Origin of the sequence: Helicobacter pylori (assembly GCF_011140715.1) — a bacterium.
Taxonomy (GTDB): domain Bacteria; phylum Campylobacterota; class Campylobacteria; order Campylobacterales; family Helicobacteraceae; genus Helicobacter; species Helicobacter pylori_DA.
On sequence record NZ_SFZZ01000017.1, the window covers coordinates 25,630 to 39,906 of the forward strand.

Sequence of the window (14,277 nt, forward strand, 5' to 3'; positions counted from 1 at the left end):
TTGGAAATGTTTAGTTTTTTAGAGAAGAATCCGTTCTTTTTCACTCTTGCGTTTATTTTTGTGTTTGCGATCGCAGGCTTGGTGGAGATTTTGCCCAACTTCTTCAAATCCGCTCGCCCGATTGAAGGCTTACGGCCTTATACGGTTTTAGAGACAGCAGGGAGGCAAATTTATATCCAAGAAGGTTGTTATCATTGCCATTCCCAACTCATTCGCCCTTTCCAAGCTGAGGTAGATCGATATGGCGCGTATAGTTTGAGTGGGGAGTATGCGTATGATAGGCCATTTTTGTGGGGGTCTAAAAGGATTGGCCCTGATTTGCATAGGGTGGGGGATTATCGCACAACCGATTGGCATGAAAAGCACATGTTTGATCCTAAAAGCGTTGTGCCGCACAGCATCATGCCTGCCTATAAGCATTTATTTATCAAAAAGAGCGATTTTGACACCGCTTATGCTGAAGCTTTGACGCAAAAAAAGGTTTTTGGCGTGCCTTATGACACCGAAAACGGCGTGAAATTAGGGAGCGTAGAAGAAGCGAAAAAAGCCTATTTAGAAGAAGCGAAAAAAATCACAGCTGATATGAAAGACAAGAGAGTGCTAGCCGCGATTGAGAGAGGTGAAGTGTTAGAAATTGTGGCTTTGATCGCTTATTTGAATAGCTTGGGTAATTCCAGGATCAACGCTAATCAAAACGCTAAATAAGGGGTGAATGATGGATTTAGAAAGTTTGAGAGGTTTTGCGTATGCGTTTTTCACTATTCTTTTTACGCTCTTTTTGTACGCTTATATTTTTAGCATGTATAGAAAGCAAAAAAAGGGTGTCGTGGATTATGAGCGATACGGGTATTTAGCGTTAAATGACGCTTTAGAAGATGAGTTGATTGAACCACGCCATAAAGAAGTTCATGATAAGGGCATAAAGGAAAGTTGAAATGGATTTTTTAAACGACCATATAAATGTTTTTGGCTTGATTGCAGCGCTTGTGATTTTAGTTTTAACCATCTATGAATCCAGTTCGCTCATTAAAGAAATGCGCGACAGCAAATCTCAGGGTGAGCTTGTAGAAAATGGGCATTTGTTTGATGGGATAGGGGAGTTTGCCAATAATGTGCCAGTAGGCTGGATCGCAAGCTTTATGTGCACGATTGTGTGGGCTTTTTGGTATTTTTTCTTTGGGTATCCGCTGAATAGCTTTTCTCAAATCGGGCAATACAATGAAGAGGTTAAAGCACACAACCAAAAATTTGAAGCCAAATGGAAGCATTTGGGTCAAAAGGAATTAGTGGATATGGGTCAAGGCATCTTTTTAGTCCATTGTTCGCAATGCCATGGCATCACCGCTGAGGGCTTGCATGGGAGCGCTCAAAATCTGGTGCGTTGGGGTAAAGAAGAGGGCATTATGGACACCATTAAGCATGGCTCTAAAGGCATGGATTATCTCGCTGGGGAAATGCCCGCTATGGAATTGGACGAAAAAGACGCTAAAGCGATCGCAAGCTATGTGATGGCAGAACTTTCTAGCGTTAAAAAGACAAAAAACCCTCAACTCATTGATAAGGGCAAGGAATTGTTTGAAAGCATGGGTTGCACAGGCTGTCATGGCAATGATGGTAAGGGCTTGCAAGAAAATCAAGTGTTTGCGGCCGATTTGACCGCTTACGGCACAGAGAATTTTTTGAGAAATATCTTAACGCATGGCAAAAAGGGCAATATAGGGCATATGCCATCATTCAAATATAAAAACTTTAGCGATTTGCAAGTTAAAGCGTTAGCCGAATTTATCCAATCGCTAAAACCCTTAGAAGATTAAAGGAAAAGAGATGAAATTTTTAAACGGATTAGCAGGGAATTTACTGATTGTGGTTATTTTATTGTGTGTGGTCGTTTTTTTTACGCTCAAAGCGATCCATATCCAAAAAGAGCAAGCCACCAATTATTACCGCTATAAGGATATTAACGCTTTAGAGACAAAAAACACCCAAAACCGGGCCAATTATGAATTAGTCAATCAAGGGAGTAAAAAATGAAATTCACGACTTTAGAAAAAATCTTAGCCTTAATGGTAGTAGCGACCATTTTAATGACGATTGTTATTTCTTTTGTGCCTAACTTGTTTTTGTTTAGCACATGAAAGGCTTATGGTTTGTAATCTCTTTAGTTTTTGTTGGTTTTTTGTGGGCTGATGAATCTTATGTTTTTAATAACGCTAAAGGGCGTTTGGTAGAAAAAAGCGTTCTGTTTGTAGAAGGCGTTTCTAAAGAGCTTTATCTTAAAACAGGCGTGCGTTTTGTGATTGATATGACGGATTTTGAAAAAAATCCTATCGCTTTGGCGGCTAAAAAGGAACGCCAAAATTATCAAGAGGGCTTTTTAAAGCAATTCAAACCCCCTTTTGTGGTATTCTTTTTTTACCATGACGCTCAAAAAATAGAATTGGTGGCTAACCCTAAAGATTTGCTAGACACTGATAAAATCTTTTTTGAAAAAATCGCTCCCTTACTCCCTACAAACGCTAAAGAATACACGCCCCAAAGGATTTCAGCCATGCTCATTAACGGCTATTCGGTCGCAGTAGATGCTTTAGCGCAAAAATATCGTGTGAATATCACGCAAAATTTTAACGCTCCTAAGGGAGTAACTTTTGTAAAGGTGGTTATTTATATTTTGTTATTGACGCTTTTAGGCACGTTTTTGGGGCTTTATTTTTTTAAAAAATCTTAAGAGAGAAATCAATGAAAGAAAAAAACTTTTGGCCTTTAGGGATCATGAGCGTGCTCATTCTTGGGCTTGGGATCGTGGTGTTTTTGGTGGTGTTTGCCCTAAAAAATTCGCCTAAAAACGATTTAGTGTATTTCAAGGGTCATAATGAAGTGGATTTAAACTTTAACGCTATGCTTAAAACCTATGAAAACTTTAAATCCAATTATCGTTTTTTAGTGGGTTTAAAGCCTCTCACAGAAGACTCTAAAACCCCCATTTTACCCTATTTTTCTAAAGGCACGCATGGGGATAAAAAACTCCAAGAAAACCTTTTAAAAAACGCTTTGATCTTGGAAAAATCCAACACGCTTTATGCACGATTGCAACCGCTCAAACCCGCTTTAGATTCGCCAAATATTCAAGTGTATTTAGCGTTTTATCCCAGCCCATCACAGCCCAGATTATTAGGAACGCTTGATTGCGCAAACGCATGCGAGCCTTTAAAATTTGATTTGTTAGAGGGCGATAAAGTGGGGCGCTATAAGATCCTTTTTAAATTCATTTTTAAAAATAAAGAAGAATTGATTTTAGAGCAACTGGCTTTTTTCAAGCAGCGCATCTAAAAAATGCCTTTAGCGTTTTTTATTAACACTCAATCATTAAAAAGCCTGAATTTTCTATCCAAACGGGTATAATAAGGCTATGGGTTTTTTAAAAGTTTTTAAACATGACGCCTTGGGGCAAGTAGGGAATATTGTTATAGGGAATTTCTTAATAACGCTCACTATTTTAGCGGTTTGTTTTTCCTCTCAAAGCGCTGAAGAAACGACCATGCTCACCCTAAGCTACACGCTCTTTTTTATCTTGGGGGCGTTTTTACTAATCGCAATAAGCGTGGGAGCGATCAAAAATCTCAATGCGCTTTTTTCTAAAAGGGGGGTTTTAAGCTTTTCTTTACCCGTTAGTTTAGAGTCTTTATTGCTCCCTAAAATCTTGCTCCCCATGGTGTTTTTTATCTTCAGTTTGTTCTGGTTTGTAGCGAGCGTGCGTTTGGGCTATTCTCTTTTTAACGCGCAATCCAGCGTGCTGTTTATCTTGCACACTGCTTTAAAAACCTTTGTGTTAAAACCCACTAAAACTATAGGCGTTGCGCTGTTTTTAGGGCTTGTTTTAATGAAATTCTTATTTGTTTTGAGCGTTTTAAACGCTACTAGGATCAAAAAAGCGCGTTTTTTACTCGGGGGGTTGTTGTTCATTCTGGTGGGGGTTGTTTTGGAATTGGCGTTCAATTCGTTACTGCCCTTAATGAGCTCTAGTTTAAGCATCAATGAGGGGTTTTATTATTTCTTGCAACAACAAGAATTACAAGAAAATAAATACTATCTTTTATGGGGGGTGGATTTTTTAAAAATCCTTTTATTGTATGGGGTGATCCGTTACTTGCTTATGCATAAATTGGAATTAGATTAAAAAAAGCGGTATTGCAAATATTCATCAGTGAGCAAGCAATCTTTAGTCTTTAACAAACTGGCATAAAACCCATGCTGATAGCCCAATTCAAAAAGCTTGTCTATGGCGAGGATTTGAATCTCGCTTAAGCGCGTTGAAGTTTCGTTCGCATACAAGCTTAAATAAGTTTGTAAGCGCTCCATATTGACACGAATGAGTGCGCGCTCTAAGAGCATGTTAGAGAGCAAATTTTGGTGTTTTAAAGCGACTTCAACCGCTTTAATCAAAGCCTTTTTAACCAAAATCGTGCGATACAAGGGGATAGAGCGCCTAATCGCCATGCCCCCTAAAGGCAAGGGTAAATCATCAACTTTAATGAGTTCTTTCCAAACATCCCACAATTCTTTTTCCACTTCTAATTCATTATGAAAATCCAAGATACTCTCATGGATGAGCACGCCCGCATGCACGCTCCCTTCAAGCACCGCTTTTTCAATGTCTAAAAAATTCATGTAAGCGATGCGCGCATGTTTGTAATAGATCTTAAACAAGAGGGCGTTGGTGGTGTGCTCCCCGCTTAATGCGACCTTAAAATCTTTTTTCAATTTCACGCCCTTTTTTTTCACTAATTTAGGCCCATAGCCATTCCCAAAGCTCGTCGCTGTAGGGAGCAGGGCGTAATCGTTTGCAATTTTAGGGTATAGCCCAAAGCTGATTGCGCTCACATCATAAGTGTTTTTTAGGGCTTCTTGGTTTAGGGTTTCAATATCAAGGGCGATATTGTGGAATGTTTTATTTTTAATGGGGCAATCTATCCAGCCAAACTTAATCGCATAATACATGAAAATATCATCAGCATCAGGGCTATGAGCGACACTAATCAAAGTAAAATCCTTTTGTGATAGGGTAAGTCCTTTTATTATAATAGATTTTAGGCTAGGATTTGATAGAATAAACAAATCAAATTCAATAAGGTAATTTAATGGCAATAGATGAAGACAAACAAAAAGCGATTTCTTTAGCGATCAAACAAATTGATAAGGTTTTTGGTAAGGGGGCGTTGGTGCGCCTTGGGGATAAGCAAGTAGAAAAGATTGACTCTATTTCTACAGGCTCGTTAGGGTTAGATCTGGCTTTAGGGATTGGGGGCGTTCCAAAAGGTAGGATCATTGAAATTTATGGGCCAGAGTCAAGCGGGAAGACCACTCTAAGCTTGCATATTATTGCAGAATGCCAAAAAAATGGCGGCGTGTGTGCGTTTATTGACGCTGAGCATGCCCTAGATGTGCATTATGCTAAGAGGCTAGGCGTGGATACGGAAAACTTACTCGTTTCCCAACCTGATACAGGCGAGCAAGCTTTAGAGATTTTAGAAACGATCACCAGAAGCGGAGGGATTGATTTAGTGGTGGTGGATTCCGTAGCGGCTCTTACGCCTAAAGCGGAGATTGATGGGGATATGGGCGATCAGCATGTGGGCTTGCAAGCAAGGCTTATGAGCCATGCGTTAAGAAAAATCACCGGTGTTTTGCACAAGATGAACACCACTTTAATTTTTATCAATCAAATCAGGATGAAGATTGGCATGATGGGTTATGGGAGTCCAGAGACCACAACCGGGGGTAATGCCTTAAAATTCTATGCGAGTGTTAGGATTGATATTAGAAGGATTGCGGCTTTAAAACAAAACGAACAGCATATTGGCAACAGGGCTAAAGCCAAAGTGGTTAAAAATAAAGTCGCTCCGCCCTTTAGAGAAGCGGAATTTGACATCATGTTTGGGGAAGGGATTTCTAAAGAGGGCGAAATCATTGATTATGGCGTGAAATTAGATATTGTGGATAAGAGTGGGGCATGGCTTAGTTACCAGGATAAAAAGCTAGGGCAAGGCCGAGAAAACGCTAAAGCCTTACTGAAAGAAGACAAAGCTCTAGCGAATGAAATCACTCTTAAGATTAAAGAGAGCATTGGCTCTAATGAAGAGATCATGCCCTTACCAGATGAGCCTTTAGAAGAAATGGAATAGAAAGGATTTTGATGCTAACCATTAAAGATATTCATGCTTTAGAAGTGATGGATAGTAGGGGCAATCCTACCATTCAAGCCAGCGTGATTTTAAACGATAACACTAAAGCGAGCGCGATTGTGCCTAGCGGAGCGAGCACCGGTAAAAGAGAAGCGTTAGAATTAAGGGATAATGACAAAACCCGTTTTTTGGGTAAAGGGGTCTTAAGGGCATGCGAAAATGTCAATAGCGTGATCAAACATAATTTGATAGGGCTTGAAGCGATCAATCAAGCCTTTGTGGATGAGAGGTTAAGGGCTTTAGACGGCACGCCTAATTACGCTAATTTAGGGGCGAACGCTGTTTTGGGCGTTTCTATGGCGTTAGCAAGGGCTAGCGCGAAGGCTTTAAATCTGCCATTATACCGCTATTTAGGGGGGGCTAACGCTCTGACTTTGCCGGTGCCGATGCTCAATATCATCAACGGCGGAACGCATGCGAACAATTCCATAGACTTTCAAGAATACATGATCATGCCTTTAGGGTTTGAGAGTTTTAAAGAAGCTTTAAGAGCGAGCGCGGAAGTCTATCACACGCTTAAAAAACTTTTAGATGGGAAGAATCAGCTCACAAGCGTGGGCGATGAAGGGGGTTTTGCGCCTAATTTTAACAACAATGTAGAACCCCTTGAAATCATTTCTCAAGCCATTGAAAAAGCCGGCTATAAATTAGGCGAAGAAATAGCGCTCGCTTTAGACGTGGCGAGCAGTGAGTTAGTGGATGAACATTTCAATTACCATTTAAAGGGTGAAAATAAGATTTTAGATTCGCATGAATTAGTGGCTTATTATAAAGAGTTGGTGGCAAAATACCCGATCGTGTCCATTGAAGATGGTTTGAGCGAAGACGATTGGGAGGGTTGGGCGTTTTTGAGCAAGGAATTAGGGCGTCAAATCCAATTAGTGGGCGATGATTTGTTTGTAACGAACGCGAGCATCTTGCAAAAAGGCATTGAAAAAAATGTTGCGAACGCCATTTTGATCAAACCCAATCAAATCGGCACCATTAGTGAAACTTTAGAGACCATAAGATTAGCCAAACACCATGCCTATCAATGCGTGATGAGCCATAGAAGCGGGGAGAGTGAAGACAGCTTTATCGCTGATTTTGCGGTCGCACTCAATACTGGGGAAATCAAAACCGGATCCACCGCAAGGAGTGAAAGGATCGCCAAATACAACCGCCTTTTAGAAATTGAGCATGAATTAAAAGGGGGGATTTATATCGGCAAAGAGTTGTTTAAGCATGGCTAGTGGCCTTTTTGAAAACGATGGAATCAAAGACAACAAAGCGCGAGATTTTTTTTATAGCCATAGCTCCCTTATTGTCTTTTTCCTTTTACTGCTTGGGTTTGGGTATTATTTAGGGAAGTTGCTTTTTGGGGGTTCTTCTTTAGAAGTTTATTTGGATTTAAGAGACAAGCATGAACGATTGCAACAAGAAATCACCGAATTGCAAAGCAAGAACGTGCGCTTGCAAAAGCGTTTGTTTGAATTGAGGGAATTACGGCCTAGAGATTAGATTTAAGGAAATGGCAGTGTTAAAAAAGACGATAGGTTTGGTGGCGGTTTTAAGCGTTTTATTAGCCAGAGACAACCCTTTTGAGCCTGAAATCAATTCCAAGAATTTGCAAGGGGGCTTTAGCGGGATCTATGATGACTACCTCAAAGAAATCCATGTGGATTTGCCCACGAGCGCTAGGATCTTAAAAAAAATCACGCTTACTTACCAGGATATTGATGGCTCTATCCATTCTAAAGTCGTGGGCATTGATAAAAGCATTGATTGGCATTACCCCTTAAAGCTCTCCCAACACACCCTTAATCAAGACGCCTTTGAAAAACGCTATCAGATCCAAGATTTTGATTTTTTAATGGCAAACAACACGATGATTTTGCACTCCCCTTATAAAATTTTGCGCTCTTTTGTGCTAGTCAATCCTTATAGAATCGTGTTGGACACGCAAAAAGGCCCTTTGGATATTTATCAAAACATGGATTTAAACCAGAAGTTTTTTTCTCACATTAAAGTCGGCACGCACAAAGATTATTACCGCATCACGCTCATTTTAGATGGGAAATACCGCTATCTTTTAGAAGAAAAAAATGGGGCGTATGAATTAAAATTGAAATAAAAGCGTGCAGCATTTAGTCTTAATCGGTTTTATGGGGAGTGGTAAAAGCTCTTTAGCGCAAGAATTGGGGCTGGCTTTGAAATTAGAAGTGCTGGATACGGATATGATCATTAGCGAGAGGGTGGGCTTGAGCGTGAGAGGGATTTTTGAAGAGCTTGGCGAAGACAATTTCAGGATGTTTGAAAAAAATTTGATTGATGAATTAAAAACGCTCAAAACCCCCCATATCATTTCTACCGGTGGGGGCATTATCATGCATGATAATCTTAAGGGTTTAGGCACAACTTTTTACCTCAAAATGGATTTTGAGACCTTGATTAAGCGTTTGAATCAAAAAGAAAGGGAAAAACGCCCCCTTTTGAATAACCTCACTCAAGCCAAAGAGCTTTTTGAAAAACGCCAAGCCCTCTATGAAAAAAACGCCTCCTTTATCATTGACGCAAGGGGTGGTTTAAATAATTCTTTAAAACAAGTGCTACAATTCATCGCATAAATTTTTTTAAAGGCCTTGTGATGTTAAGTAGAGACATTGTCCAATATTCCAAGATCCGCACTGAGTTATACGCCTACCTCACTTATTTGTTTTCGCACAATATCCGTAACCACCTTCCTGAAATCACTTTGGATTATTTAAACAAACAGATCAGAAAAATGCACGCTGAAATCAAAATGGCAAAAAGTTTTTTTGTGTTAGACGCTAAGGGCATGCTAATTCTTAAGCCAAGCCAACTTAAAGAGCAGGGGCATAAGGAAGGGATATTAGAGCATGATTTAACAGAAGGGATTGAATTAGAATCGCATGCCAGTTTTAGCGATAAGTATTATTTTTATCAAGCCGTGAGTGAAAAGCGTTGCATTTTAACCGACCCCTATCCTTCTAAAAAAGGAAACCATTTAGTAGTGAGCGCATCTTACCCGGTGTATGATCAAAATAACGATTTGGCGTTTGTGGTGTGCTTGCAAATCCCTTTGAGAGTGGCGATTGAAATCAGCTCGCCTTCAAAGTATTTTAAAACCTTTAGCGAAGGGAGCATGGTCATGTATTTTATGATTTCTATCATGCTCACTTTAGTGTCGTTGCTCTTATTTGTGAAATGCATTTCTAGCTTTTGGACAGCGATCGTGCATTTTAGCAGTTTTGACATTAAAGAAGTGTTCCACCCTATCGTGCTTTTAACCCTAGCCTTAGCCACCTTTGATTTGGTCAAGGCGATTTTTGAAGAGGAAGTTTTGGGTAAAAATAGCGGGGATAATCACCATGCGATCCACCGCACGATGATCAGGTTTTTAGGCTCTATCATTATCGCATTAGCCATTGAAGCGTTAATGCTGGTGTTTAAATTCAGCGTGAGCGAACCGGATAAAATCACTTATGCGGTGTATTTGGCTATCGGCGTGGCGGTGCTTTTGATCAGTTTAGCGATTTATGTTAAATTCGCTTATAGTGTGTTGCCCAAACGAGAACGCTAAGAGTTTAAAAATTTTCTTTTAAGCGTTTGAAAATCCTCTTCAATCTAAAAAAAACATATTCTAAAAGGGTTTTTTTATTGAGTAGGGGGGCAAGAAATTCAAAGGTTTTTTGTTTGTCTTTAAGGCTTAAACATTCTGTCATTTGTTTAAGGAATTTCACGGAATATTCAGCATAAAAAGGGGTTTTTAAAAGAATCTCATGCCATTCTTTAGAATATAAAGCAGTGGGTGAAATCCAAGGTTTTCCTACAAAATAAAAATGCAGCATGACGATTTCTTGTTGGCTAGGAATGAAGCGTTTTTGATTGACCATGAAAGGGTGGGCGTTGTAAATATAAGGTAAGATTAAAACTTTTTGATAGCATGCGAGCGTTAAAAGATCCTGTTCAGGGCAAAACACGCACTGGCCTTTTTGATGGGTTAGATTGAGTAGGCGTTCTTCTAAATGATCAGCACGCCACAGCTTTAAATTCACGATTAAAAACCCAACATTATAGTGGTTTTCACAAATGATTTTCATGTCTTTTTCTTTAAGGTAATGCTCATGGAGAAAAAATTTTTGGCGAGACTCTCTCTCCCTTTCTGTTTGGAAATGTTTAAGGCTTTTAGGAGAAGCAAAATCTTTAGCCGCTCCAAAATAATAGCCATCTAGCGGGATAAAAAAACTCTCGCTCACATCGTTTAAAAACAAAGTGTCTGCATCAAACATGATGATTTTGTCGTATTGCGGGAATAAAGAAGCCAAAAACAAGCGGCACATGACCATTTTAGAAAAGCGAGTCTTAGCGTAAATATTGAGTTGCAAAAAAGCTTCATGGACTTTATCGATCGCAGAAGGTTCTGCTAGGGTAGTAGTAGGGTTATTGGGATCTGAAATGTCTAAAAAATCCACGCTCGCAAAAGCGCTAAAGGGGGCTAGAGTTTCTTTCAATTTGCACTGGTTTTCAAGGCTTAAGTTATCCACCAAGCAGTGGATTTTATAAAAAAGTTTTTTACTATCATTTTGGGATTGGGGATTTTGCGATTTAGGATTTTCTGATTTAGCGCAAGCCAGCATGGAATATAAGCTCACGCCAGCCGGAATGGCGTAATGATTGTCAAAAGCGATAACAATAGGAATAGTAATACTCATTTTAAGTGGTTTCCCTAAAACAGGTTTTTTAAATCAATTTAATCCAAAAGTTGAATTTATTTTTTTAATAATTATACTATAATAACCAATTAAATTGGGGTTTTACTGATTTGTCTTTGTGCGAGCTTTGGCTTAGTTTTGTAAGGAATGAGATGATAAAGAGTTGGACTAAAAAGTGGGTTTTGATTTTATTTTTAATGGCAAGTTGTTTCAGTTATTTGGTGGCTACAACCGGTGAGAAATATTTTAAGATGGCCAATCAAGCCATTAAGAAAGGGGATTACCATAGAGCGGTGGCTTTTTATAAGAGGAGCTGTAATTTGAGGGTGGGGGTTGGTTGCACGAGTTTAGGCTCTATGTATGAATATGGCGATGGCGTGGATCAGAATATTTCAAAAGCCGTTTTTTATTACAAAAGAGGGTGCAATTTAAGGAATCATCTCGCTTGTGCAAGCTTGGGTTCTATGTATGAAGATGGCGACGGCGTTCAAAAAGACCTTCCAAAGGCTCTCTATTATTACAGGAGAGGGTGCCACTTAAAGGGTGGGGTGAGCTGCGGGAGTTTGGGTTTTATGTATTTTAATGGCGTGGGCGTTAAGCAAAATTACGCCAAAGCCCTTTCTCTTTCTAAATACGCTTGCAGTTTGAATTATGGCATTAGTTGTAACTTTGTAGGGTATATGTATAGGAGCGCCAAAGGCGTGGAACAGGATTTGAAAAAAGCCTTTGCGAATTTTAAAAGAGGGTGCCATTTAAAAGACGGGGCGAGCTGTGTGAGTTTAGGATATTTGTATGAAGCCGGTATGAATGTCAAACAAAATCAAGAGCAGGCTTTGAATCTTTATAAAAAGGGTTGCTCTTTAAAAGAAGGGAGCGGTTGTCATAATGTGGCGGTGATGTATTACACGGGTAAGGGAGCTCCAAAAGATTTGGAGAAAGCCACTTCATATTATAAGAAAGGTTGCACTTTAGGCTTTAGTGGTAGTTGTAAAGTATTAGAAATGGTTGGCAAGAATTCTGATAATTTGCAAAACGACACGCAAAACGACACGCAAAATGATACGCAATAGGTCAGAGTTTAGGGGCTAATGATTAAAACTCATCTTATAGAAATCTTTCCGCTTTTGTGCTATCAAATGGGATTGAGCGTCTCTATTGATGGGTATTGAGATTAAAAATCTAGGGTTTGGATTCGCTCTCATATTGATAATAAAAACACTCAAAGGCATTTTAAAACAAATATAAAAGAGCTTACACAGACACACAAGCGATAATTTTTTAAAGCGCTCGGATTTAATGGGGTTAAAGGGGGCGTTATTTCAAAATCCCCTATCCGCTTTAAAAAATAACTTACAAAATAAAAATTAACTATGAAAAAGCTTAAAAACAAGTTTTTTAAAAAAGAATATTGAAAAAAGCTTCCTATTTGACAAAAACAAAAACTTTTATTAAAAAGGAGTTTTATAACTCTTCATAGGATTTTACAAGCCTATAGCAACAAAACTTTTTTGTTGGTTTTGTTAAAAATACTTTGAGCCTTTTTGCATTTCACTCAATATTCGTATAAAGCGCGACCACATCATCATCGTCTTCAATCCTATCCAATAATTTTTCGGTAAGCTCCATTTGTTCGTCATTCAATTCAATGGGCGTTGTGGCGATGCGTTGCAAACCCGCTTTTAAAATGGGCAATCTCAAGCTTTCAAACCCCTCATTTAAAAGCTTGAAGCTGTTATAATCCCCCCTAATAATGATTCTATCTCCCACTTCTTCTAATTCTTCCAAACCATAATCAATGAGAGCGAATTCTAAATCTTCTAGACTGAGTTTTAAATTTTCCACTTCATTTTTCAAGCATTCAAACACGCTTTTTCTATTAAACATAAACTCTAAAGAGCCATTAGGCACGATGCTCGCCCCTTGCGTTTTATTGAAATAGCTTTTAAGGTTAGCGATCGTTCTAGTGGGGTTATCAGTCATGCATTCCATGATGATTAGCACGCCAAAATTCGCCTTACCCTCATAAGTGATTTCGCTCAAATTCCCCTCTTTACTGCTCGCTCTTTTAATCGCTGCATCAATGTTGTCTTTAGGCATGTTTTGCGCTTTAGCGTTTAAAATCGCTGTTCGCAGTTTGGCGTTCGTGTCCGGCTCGCTCCCGCCATCTTTTGCCGCTAGAGTGATCGCTTTGGCGAGCTTGGGGAAAACCTTACTCATCTTATCCCATCGTTTTTCTTTAGCCGCTCTTCTGTATTCAAACGCTCGTCCCATTCAATTCCTTTGTAATAAGTTAGCCACTTCTTTAGCATGATAGCTAATAATCATATCCGCTCCCGCTCTTTTAAAACAAGTCATCGTTTCTAACAAAACGCTTTCATAGTTGATTAAGTTGTGTTTTTGTGCGAGTTTGAGCATGGCGTATTCCCCACTCACGTTATAGAGCGCTAAAGGGAGCAAAGTGTGATCTCTAATCTCTTTAACAATATCCAAATACGCTAAAGCCGGCTTCACCATTAAAATATCCGCGCCCTGTTTTTCATCTTCTAAACTTTCTAAAAGCGCTTCTTTTTGATTGGCGTAATCCATTTGATAGCTTTTGCGATCGCCAAAACTCGGGGCAGAGTTTGCTGCATCTCTAAAAGGCCCATAGTAACTGCTCGCAAATTTAGTGGAATAGCTCATGATGGGCGTGTGAAAATACCCGGCCTTATCTAGCACTTTTCTCAAGCTTAAAACATTGCCATCCATCATGTTGCTTGGGGCTAGAATATCCACACCGCTTTCAGCCAAAATAAGCCCTTGAAGATTTAAAATCTCTAGCGTTTTATCGTTAGACACAGAATCGTTTTCTAAAATCCCGCAATGCCCATGGTCGGTGTATTCACAAAAACACAAATCCGCTATAACGATCAAATCCTTAAATCGTTTTTTAATTTCTCTCGTAGCTTTTGCGACAATGTGATCCTTATTTAGCGCATGGCTTCCTGTAGCGTCCTTATGTTTAGGAATGCCAAACAATAAAACGGCTTTGACGCCTAAACCCACTAATTCTTCGCATTCTTTTAAAAGAGGCTCCATGCTCATTTGATAAACGCCAGGCATGGAACTGATTTCATTTTTAATATAACTATCGCTTTCTATGACAAATAAGGGAGAGATGAAATCATCAATATTTAGGCGCGTTTCTCTTATCATTGCTCTTAAGTTTTCGCTGCTTCGTAATCTTCTCAATCGTTTGAACATGTTCTCTCTTTATTGTTTTTCTTTAACCCCACAATTGGCTTTTTCTATCCCCTTCATTCCGCTCACCTCTCTCAAATTTT

The 14,277-nt window shown here is 39.3% G+C and carries 18 protein-coding genes; 14 read left to right on the plus strand and 4 right to left on the minus strand.

Annotation, left to right across the window (positions count from 1 at the left end):
- Positions 1-6 precede the first annotated feature (6 nt).
- From ccoO to EWZ81_RS02445, 7 genes are all read left to right on the plus strand, one after another.
- Positions 7-705 carry a cytochrome-c oxidase, cbb3-type subunit II gene (gene ccoO / locus EWZ81_RS02415; protein WP_128065434.1) on the plus strand — a complete coding sequence of 233 codons (699 nt, stop codon included), beginning with the start codon at positions 7-9 and terminating at the stop codon, positions 703-705.
- 10 nt (positions 706-715) lie between these two features.
- Positions 716-934 (plus strand): cytochrome c oxidase, cbb3-type, CcoQ subunit, encoded by a 219-nt coding sequence (locus tag EWZ81_RS02420; RefSeq protein WP_001847091.1) that lies wholly within the window; start codon positions 716-718, stop codon positions 932-934.
- 1 nt (position 935) lies between these two features.
- Positions 936-1,814, plus strand: a complete 879-nt coding sequence (gene ccoP, locus EWZ81_RS02425) for a cytochrome-c oxidase, cbb3-type subunit III (protein ID WP_000346873.1) — start codon at positions 936-938, stop codon at positions 1,812-1,814.
- A gap of 10 nt (positions 1,815-1,824) precedes the next feature.
- Positions 1,825-2,031, plus strand: a complete 207-nt coding sequence (locus EWZ81_RS02430; protein ID WP_000670529.1) for a DUF4006 family protein — start codon at positions 1,825-1,827, stop codon at positions 2,029-2,031.
- 100 nt (positions 2,032-2,131) lie between these two features.
- A complete protein-coding gene (locus EWZ81_RS02435; protein WP_165548905.1) occupies positions 2,132-2,725 on the plus strand; it encodes a hypothetical protein in 594 nt (197 codons plus the stop codon).
- 11 nt (positions 2,726-2,736) lie between these two features.
- A complete protein-coding gene (locus EWZ81_RS02440; RefSeq protein WP_165548906.1) occupies positions 2,737-3,327 on the plus strand; it encodes a hypothetical protein in 591 nt (196 codons plus the stop codon).
- A 79-nt stretch (positions 3,328-3,406) separates the two neighbouring features.
- Positions 3,407-4,174 (plus strand): hypothetical protein, encoded by a 768-nt coding sequence (locus tag EWZ81_RS02445; RefSeq protein WP_165548907.1) that lies wholly within the window; start codon positions 3,407-3,409, stop codon positions 4,172-4,174.
- Here EWZ81_RS02445 and EWZ81_RS02450 read toward each other — a convergent pair.
- Positions 4,171-5,037, minus strand: coding sequence for a menaquinone biosynthesis family protein (locus tag EWZ81_RS02450; protein WP_165548908.1), 867 nt, complete (start codon positions 5,035-5,037; stop codon positions 4,171-4,173). The two genes, EWZ81_RS02445 and EWZ81_RS02450, sit on opposite strands and share 4 nt — an antisense overlap.
- Before the next feature lie 98 nt (positions 5,038-5,135).
- Between EWZ81_RS02450 and recA the strand changes: the two genes are divergently transcribed.
- Genes recA through EWZ81_RS02480 form a run of 6 tightly spaced genes read left to right on the plus strand, consistent with a single transcriptional unit; the run spans position 5,136 to position 9,822 of the window.
- A complete protein-coding gene (gene recA / locus EWZ81_RS02455) occupies positions 5,136-6,179 on the plus strand; it encodes a recombinase RecA (protein ID WP_000963126.1) in 1,044 nt (347 codons plus the stop codon).
- An 11-nt stretch (positions 6,180-6,190) separates the two neighbouring features.
- Complete coding sequence (gene eno / locus EWZ81_RS02460) at positions 6,191-7,471, plus strand: phosphopyruvate hydratase (protein ID WP_165548909.1); 1,281 nt, start codon at positions 6,191-6,193, stop codon at positions 7,469-7,471.
- The gene (locus tag EWZ81_RS02465) at positions 7,464-7,739 is read left to right on the plus strand and encodes a hypothetical protein (RefSeq protein WP_000146224.1); all 276 of its coding nucleotides are present in this window, start codon (positions 7,464-7,466) and stop codon (positions 7,737-7,739) included. Before eno ends, EWZ81_RS02465 begins: the two co-directional genes overlap by 8 nt.
- Before the next feature lie 16 nt (positions 7,740-7,755).
- The gene (locus EWZ81_RS02470; protein ID WP_197295041.1) at positions 7,756-8,352 is read left to right on the plus strand and encodes an AMIN domain-containing protein; all 597 of its coding nucleotides are present in this window, start codon (positions 7,756-7,758) and stop codon (positions 8,350-8,352) included.
- 4 nt (positions 8,353-8,356) lie between these two features.
- Positions 8,357-8,845, plus strand: coding sequence for a shikimate kinase (locus EWZ81_RS02475; protein WP_001164295.1), 489 nt, complete (start codon positions 8,357-8,359; stop codon positions 8,843-8,845).
- A 20-nt stretch (positions 8,846-8,865) separates the two neighbouring features.
- Complete coding sequence (locus EWZ81_RS02480) at positions 8,866-9,822, plus strand: PDC sensor domain-containing protein (protein WP_165548911.1); 957 nt, start codon at positions 8,866-8,868, stop codon at positions 9,820-9,822.
- A gap of 4 nt (positions 9,823-9,826) precedes the next feature.
- Here the strand turns inward: EWZ81_RS02480 and rfaJ are convergent, their stop codons facing one another.
- Positions 9,827-10,954, minus strand: a complete 1,128-nt coding sequence (gene rfaJ, locus EWZ81_RS02485) for an HP0159 family lipopolysaccharide 1,6-glucosyltransferase (protein ID WP_165548912.1) — start codon at positions 10,952-10,954, stop codon at positions 9,827-9,829.
- Between the two features lie 152 nt (positions 10,955-11,106).
- On the opposite strand from rfaJ, the gene EWZ81_RS02490 reads away from it, so the two are divergent.
- On the plus strand, positions 11,107-12,024 hold the full coding sequence (locus tag EWZ81_RS02490) for a tetratricopeptide repeat protein (RefSeq protein WP_165548913.1): 918 nt from the start codon (positions 11,107-11,109) through the stop codon (positions 12,022-12,024).
- A gap of 478 nt (positions 12,025-12,502) precedes the next feature.
- Here EWZ81_RS02490 and EWZ81_RS02495 read toward each other — a convergent pair whose 3' ends face one another.
- Both EWZ81_RS02495 and hemB read right to left on the minus strand, forming a co-directional pair.
- On the minus strand, positions 12,503-13,225 hold the full coding sequence (locus EWZ81_RS02495; protein ID WP_015644664.1) for a YebC/PmpR family DNA-binding transcriptional regulator: 723 nt from the start codon (positions 13,223-13,225) through the stop codon (positions 12,503-12,505).
- Positions 13,226-14,197: a porphobilinogen synthase gene (gene hemB, locus EWZ81_RS02500; RefSeq protein ID WP_165548914.1), complete on the minus strand. Its 972-nt coding sequence runs from the start codon at positions 14,195-14,197 to the stop codon at positions 13,226-13,228. It lies immediately after the preceding gene.
- Between the last annotated feature and the right edge of the window lie 80 nt (positions 14,198-14,277).

Bases quoted from the DNA above. Each gene is read 5' to 3' on its own strand.
- ccoO (WP_128065434.1), top strand. From the start codon at position 7: ATGTTTAGTTTTTTAGAGAAGAATCCGTTCTTTTTCACTCTTGCGTTT.
- EWZ81_RS02420 (WP_001847091.1), top strand. From the start codon at position 716: ATGGATTTAGAAAGTTTGAGAGGTTTTGCGTATGCGTTTTTCACTATT.
- ccoP (WP_000346873.1), top strand. From the start codon at position 936: ATGGATTTTTTAAACGACCATATAAATGTTTTTGGCTTGATTGCAGCG.
- EWZ81_RS02430 (WP_000670529.1), top strand. From the start codon at position 1,825: ATGAAATTTTTAAACGGATTAGCAGGGAATTTACTGATTGTGGTTATT.
- EWZ81_RS02435 (WP_165548905.1), top strand. From the start codon at position 2,132: ATGAAAGGCTTATGGTTTGTAATCTCTTTAGTTTTTGTTGGTTTTTTG.
- EWZ81_RS02440 (WP_165548906.1), top strand. From the start codon at position 2,737: ATGAAAGAAAAAAACTTTTGGCCTTTAGGGATCATGAGCGTGCTCATT.
- EWZ81_RS02445 (WP_165548907.1), top strand. From the start codon at position 3,407: ATGGGTTTTTTAAAAGTTTTTAAACATGACGCCTTGGGGCAAGTAGGG.
- recA (WP_000963126.1), top strand. From the start codon at position 5,136: ATGGCAATAGATGAAGACAAACAAAAAGCGATTTCTTTAGCGATCAAA.
- eno (WP_165548909.1), top strand. From the start codon at position 6,191: ATGCTAACCATTAAAGATATTCATGCTTTAGAAGTGATGGATAGTAGG.
- EWZ81_RS02465 (WP_000146224.1), top strand. From the start codon at position 7,464: ATGGCTAGTGGCCTTTTTGAAAACGATGGAATCAAAGACAACAAAGCG.
- EWZ81_RS02480 (WP_165548911.1), top strand. From the start codon at position 8,866: ATGTTAAGTAGAGACATTGTCCAATATTCCAAGATCCGCACTGAGTTA.
- rfaJ (WP_165548912.1), bottom strand. From the start codon at position 10,954: ATGAGTATTACTATTCCTATTGTTATCGCTTTTGACAATCATTACGCC.
- EWZ81_RS02490 (WP_165548913.1), top strand. From the start codon at position 11,107: ATGATAAAGAGTTGGACTAAAAAGTGGGTTTTGATTTTATTTTTAATG.
- EWZ81_RS02495 (WP_015644664.1), bottom strand. From the start codon at position 13,225: ATGGGACGAGCGTTTGAATACAGAAGAGCGGCTAAAGAAAAACGATGG.
- hemB (WP_165548914.1), bottom strand. From the start codon at position 14,197: ATGTTCAAACGATTGAGAAGATTACGAAGCAGCGAAAACTTAAGAGCA.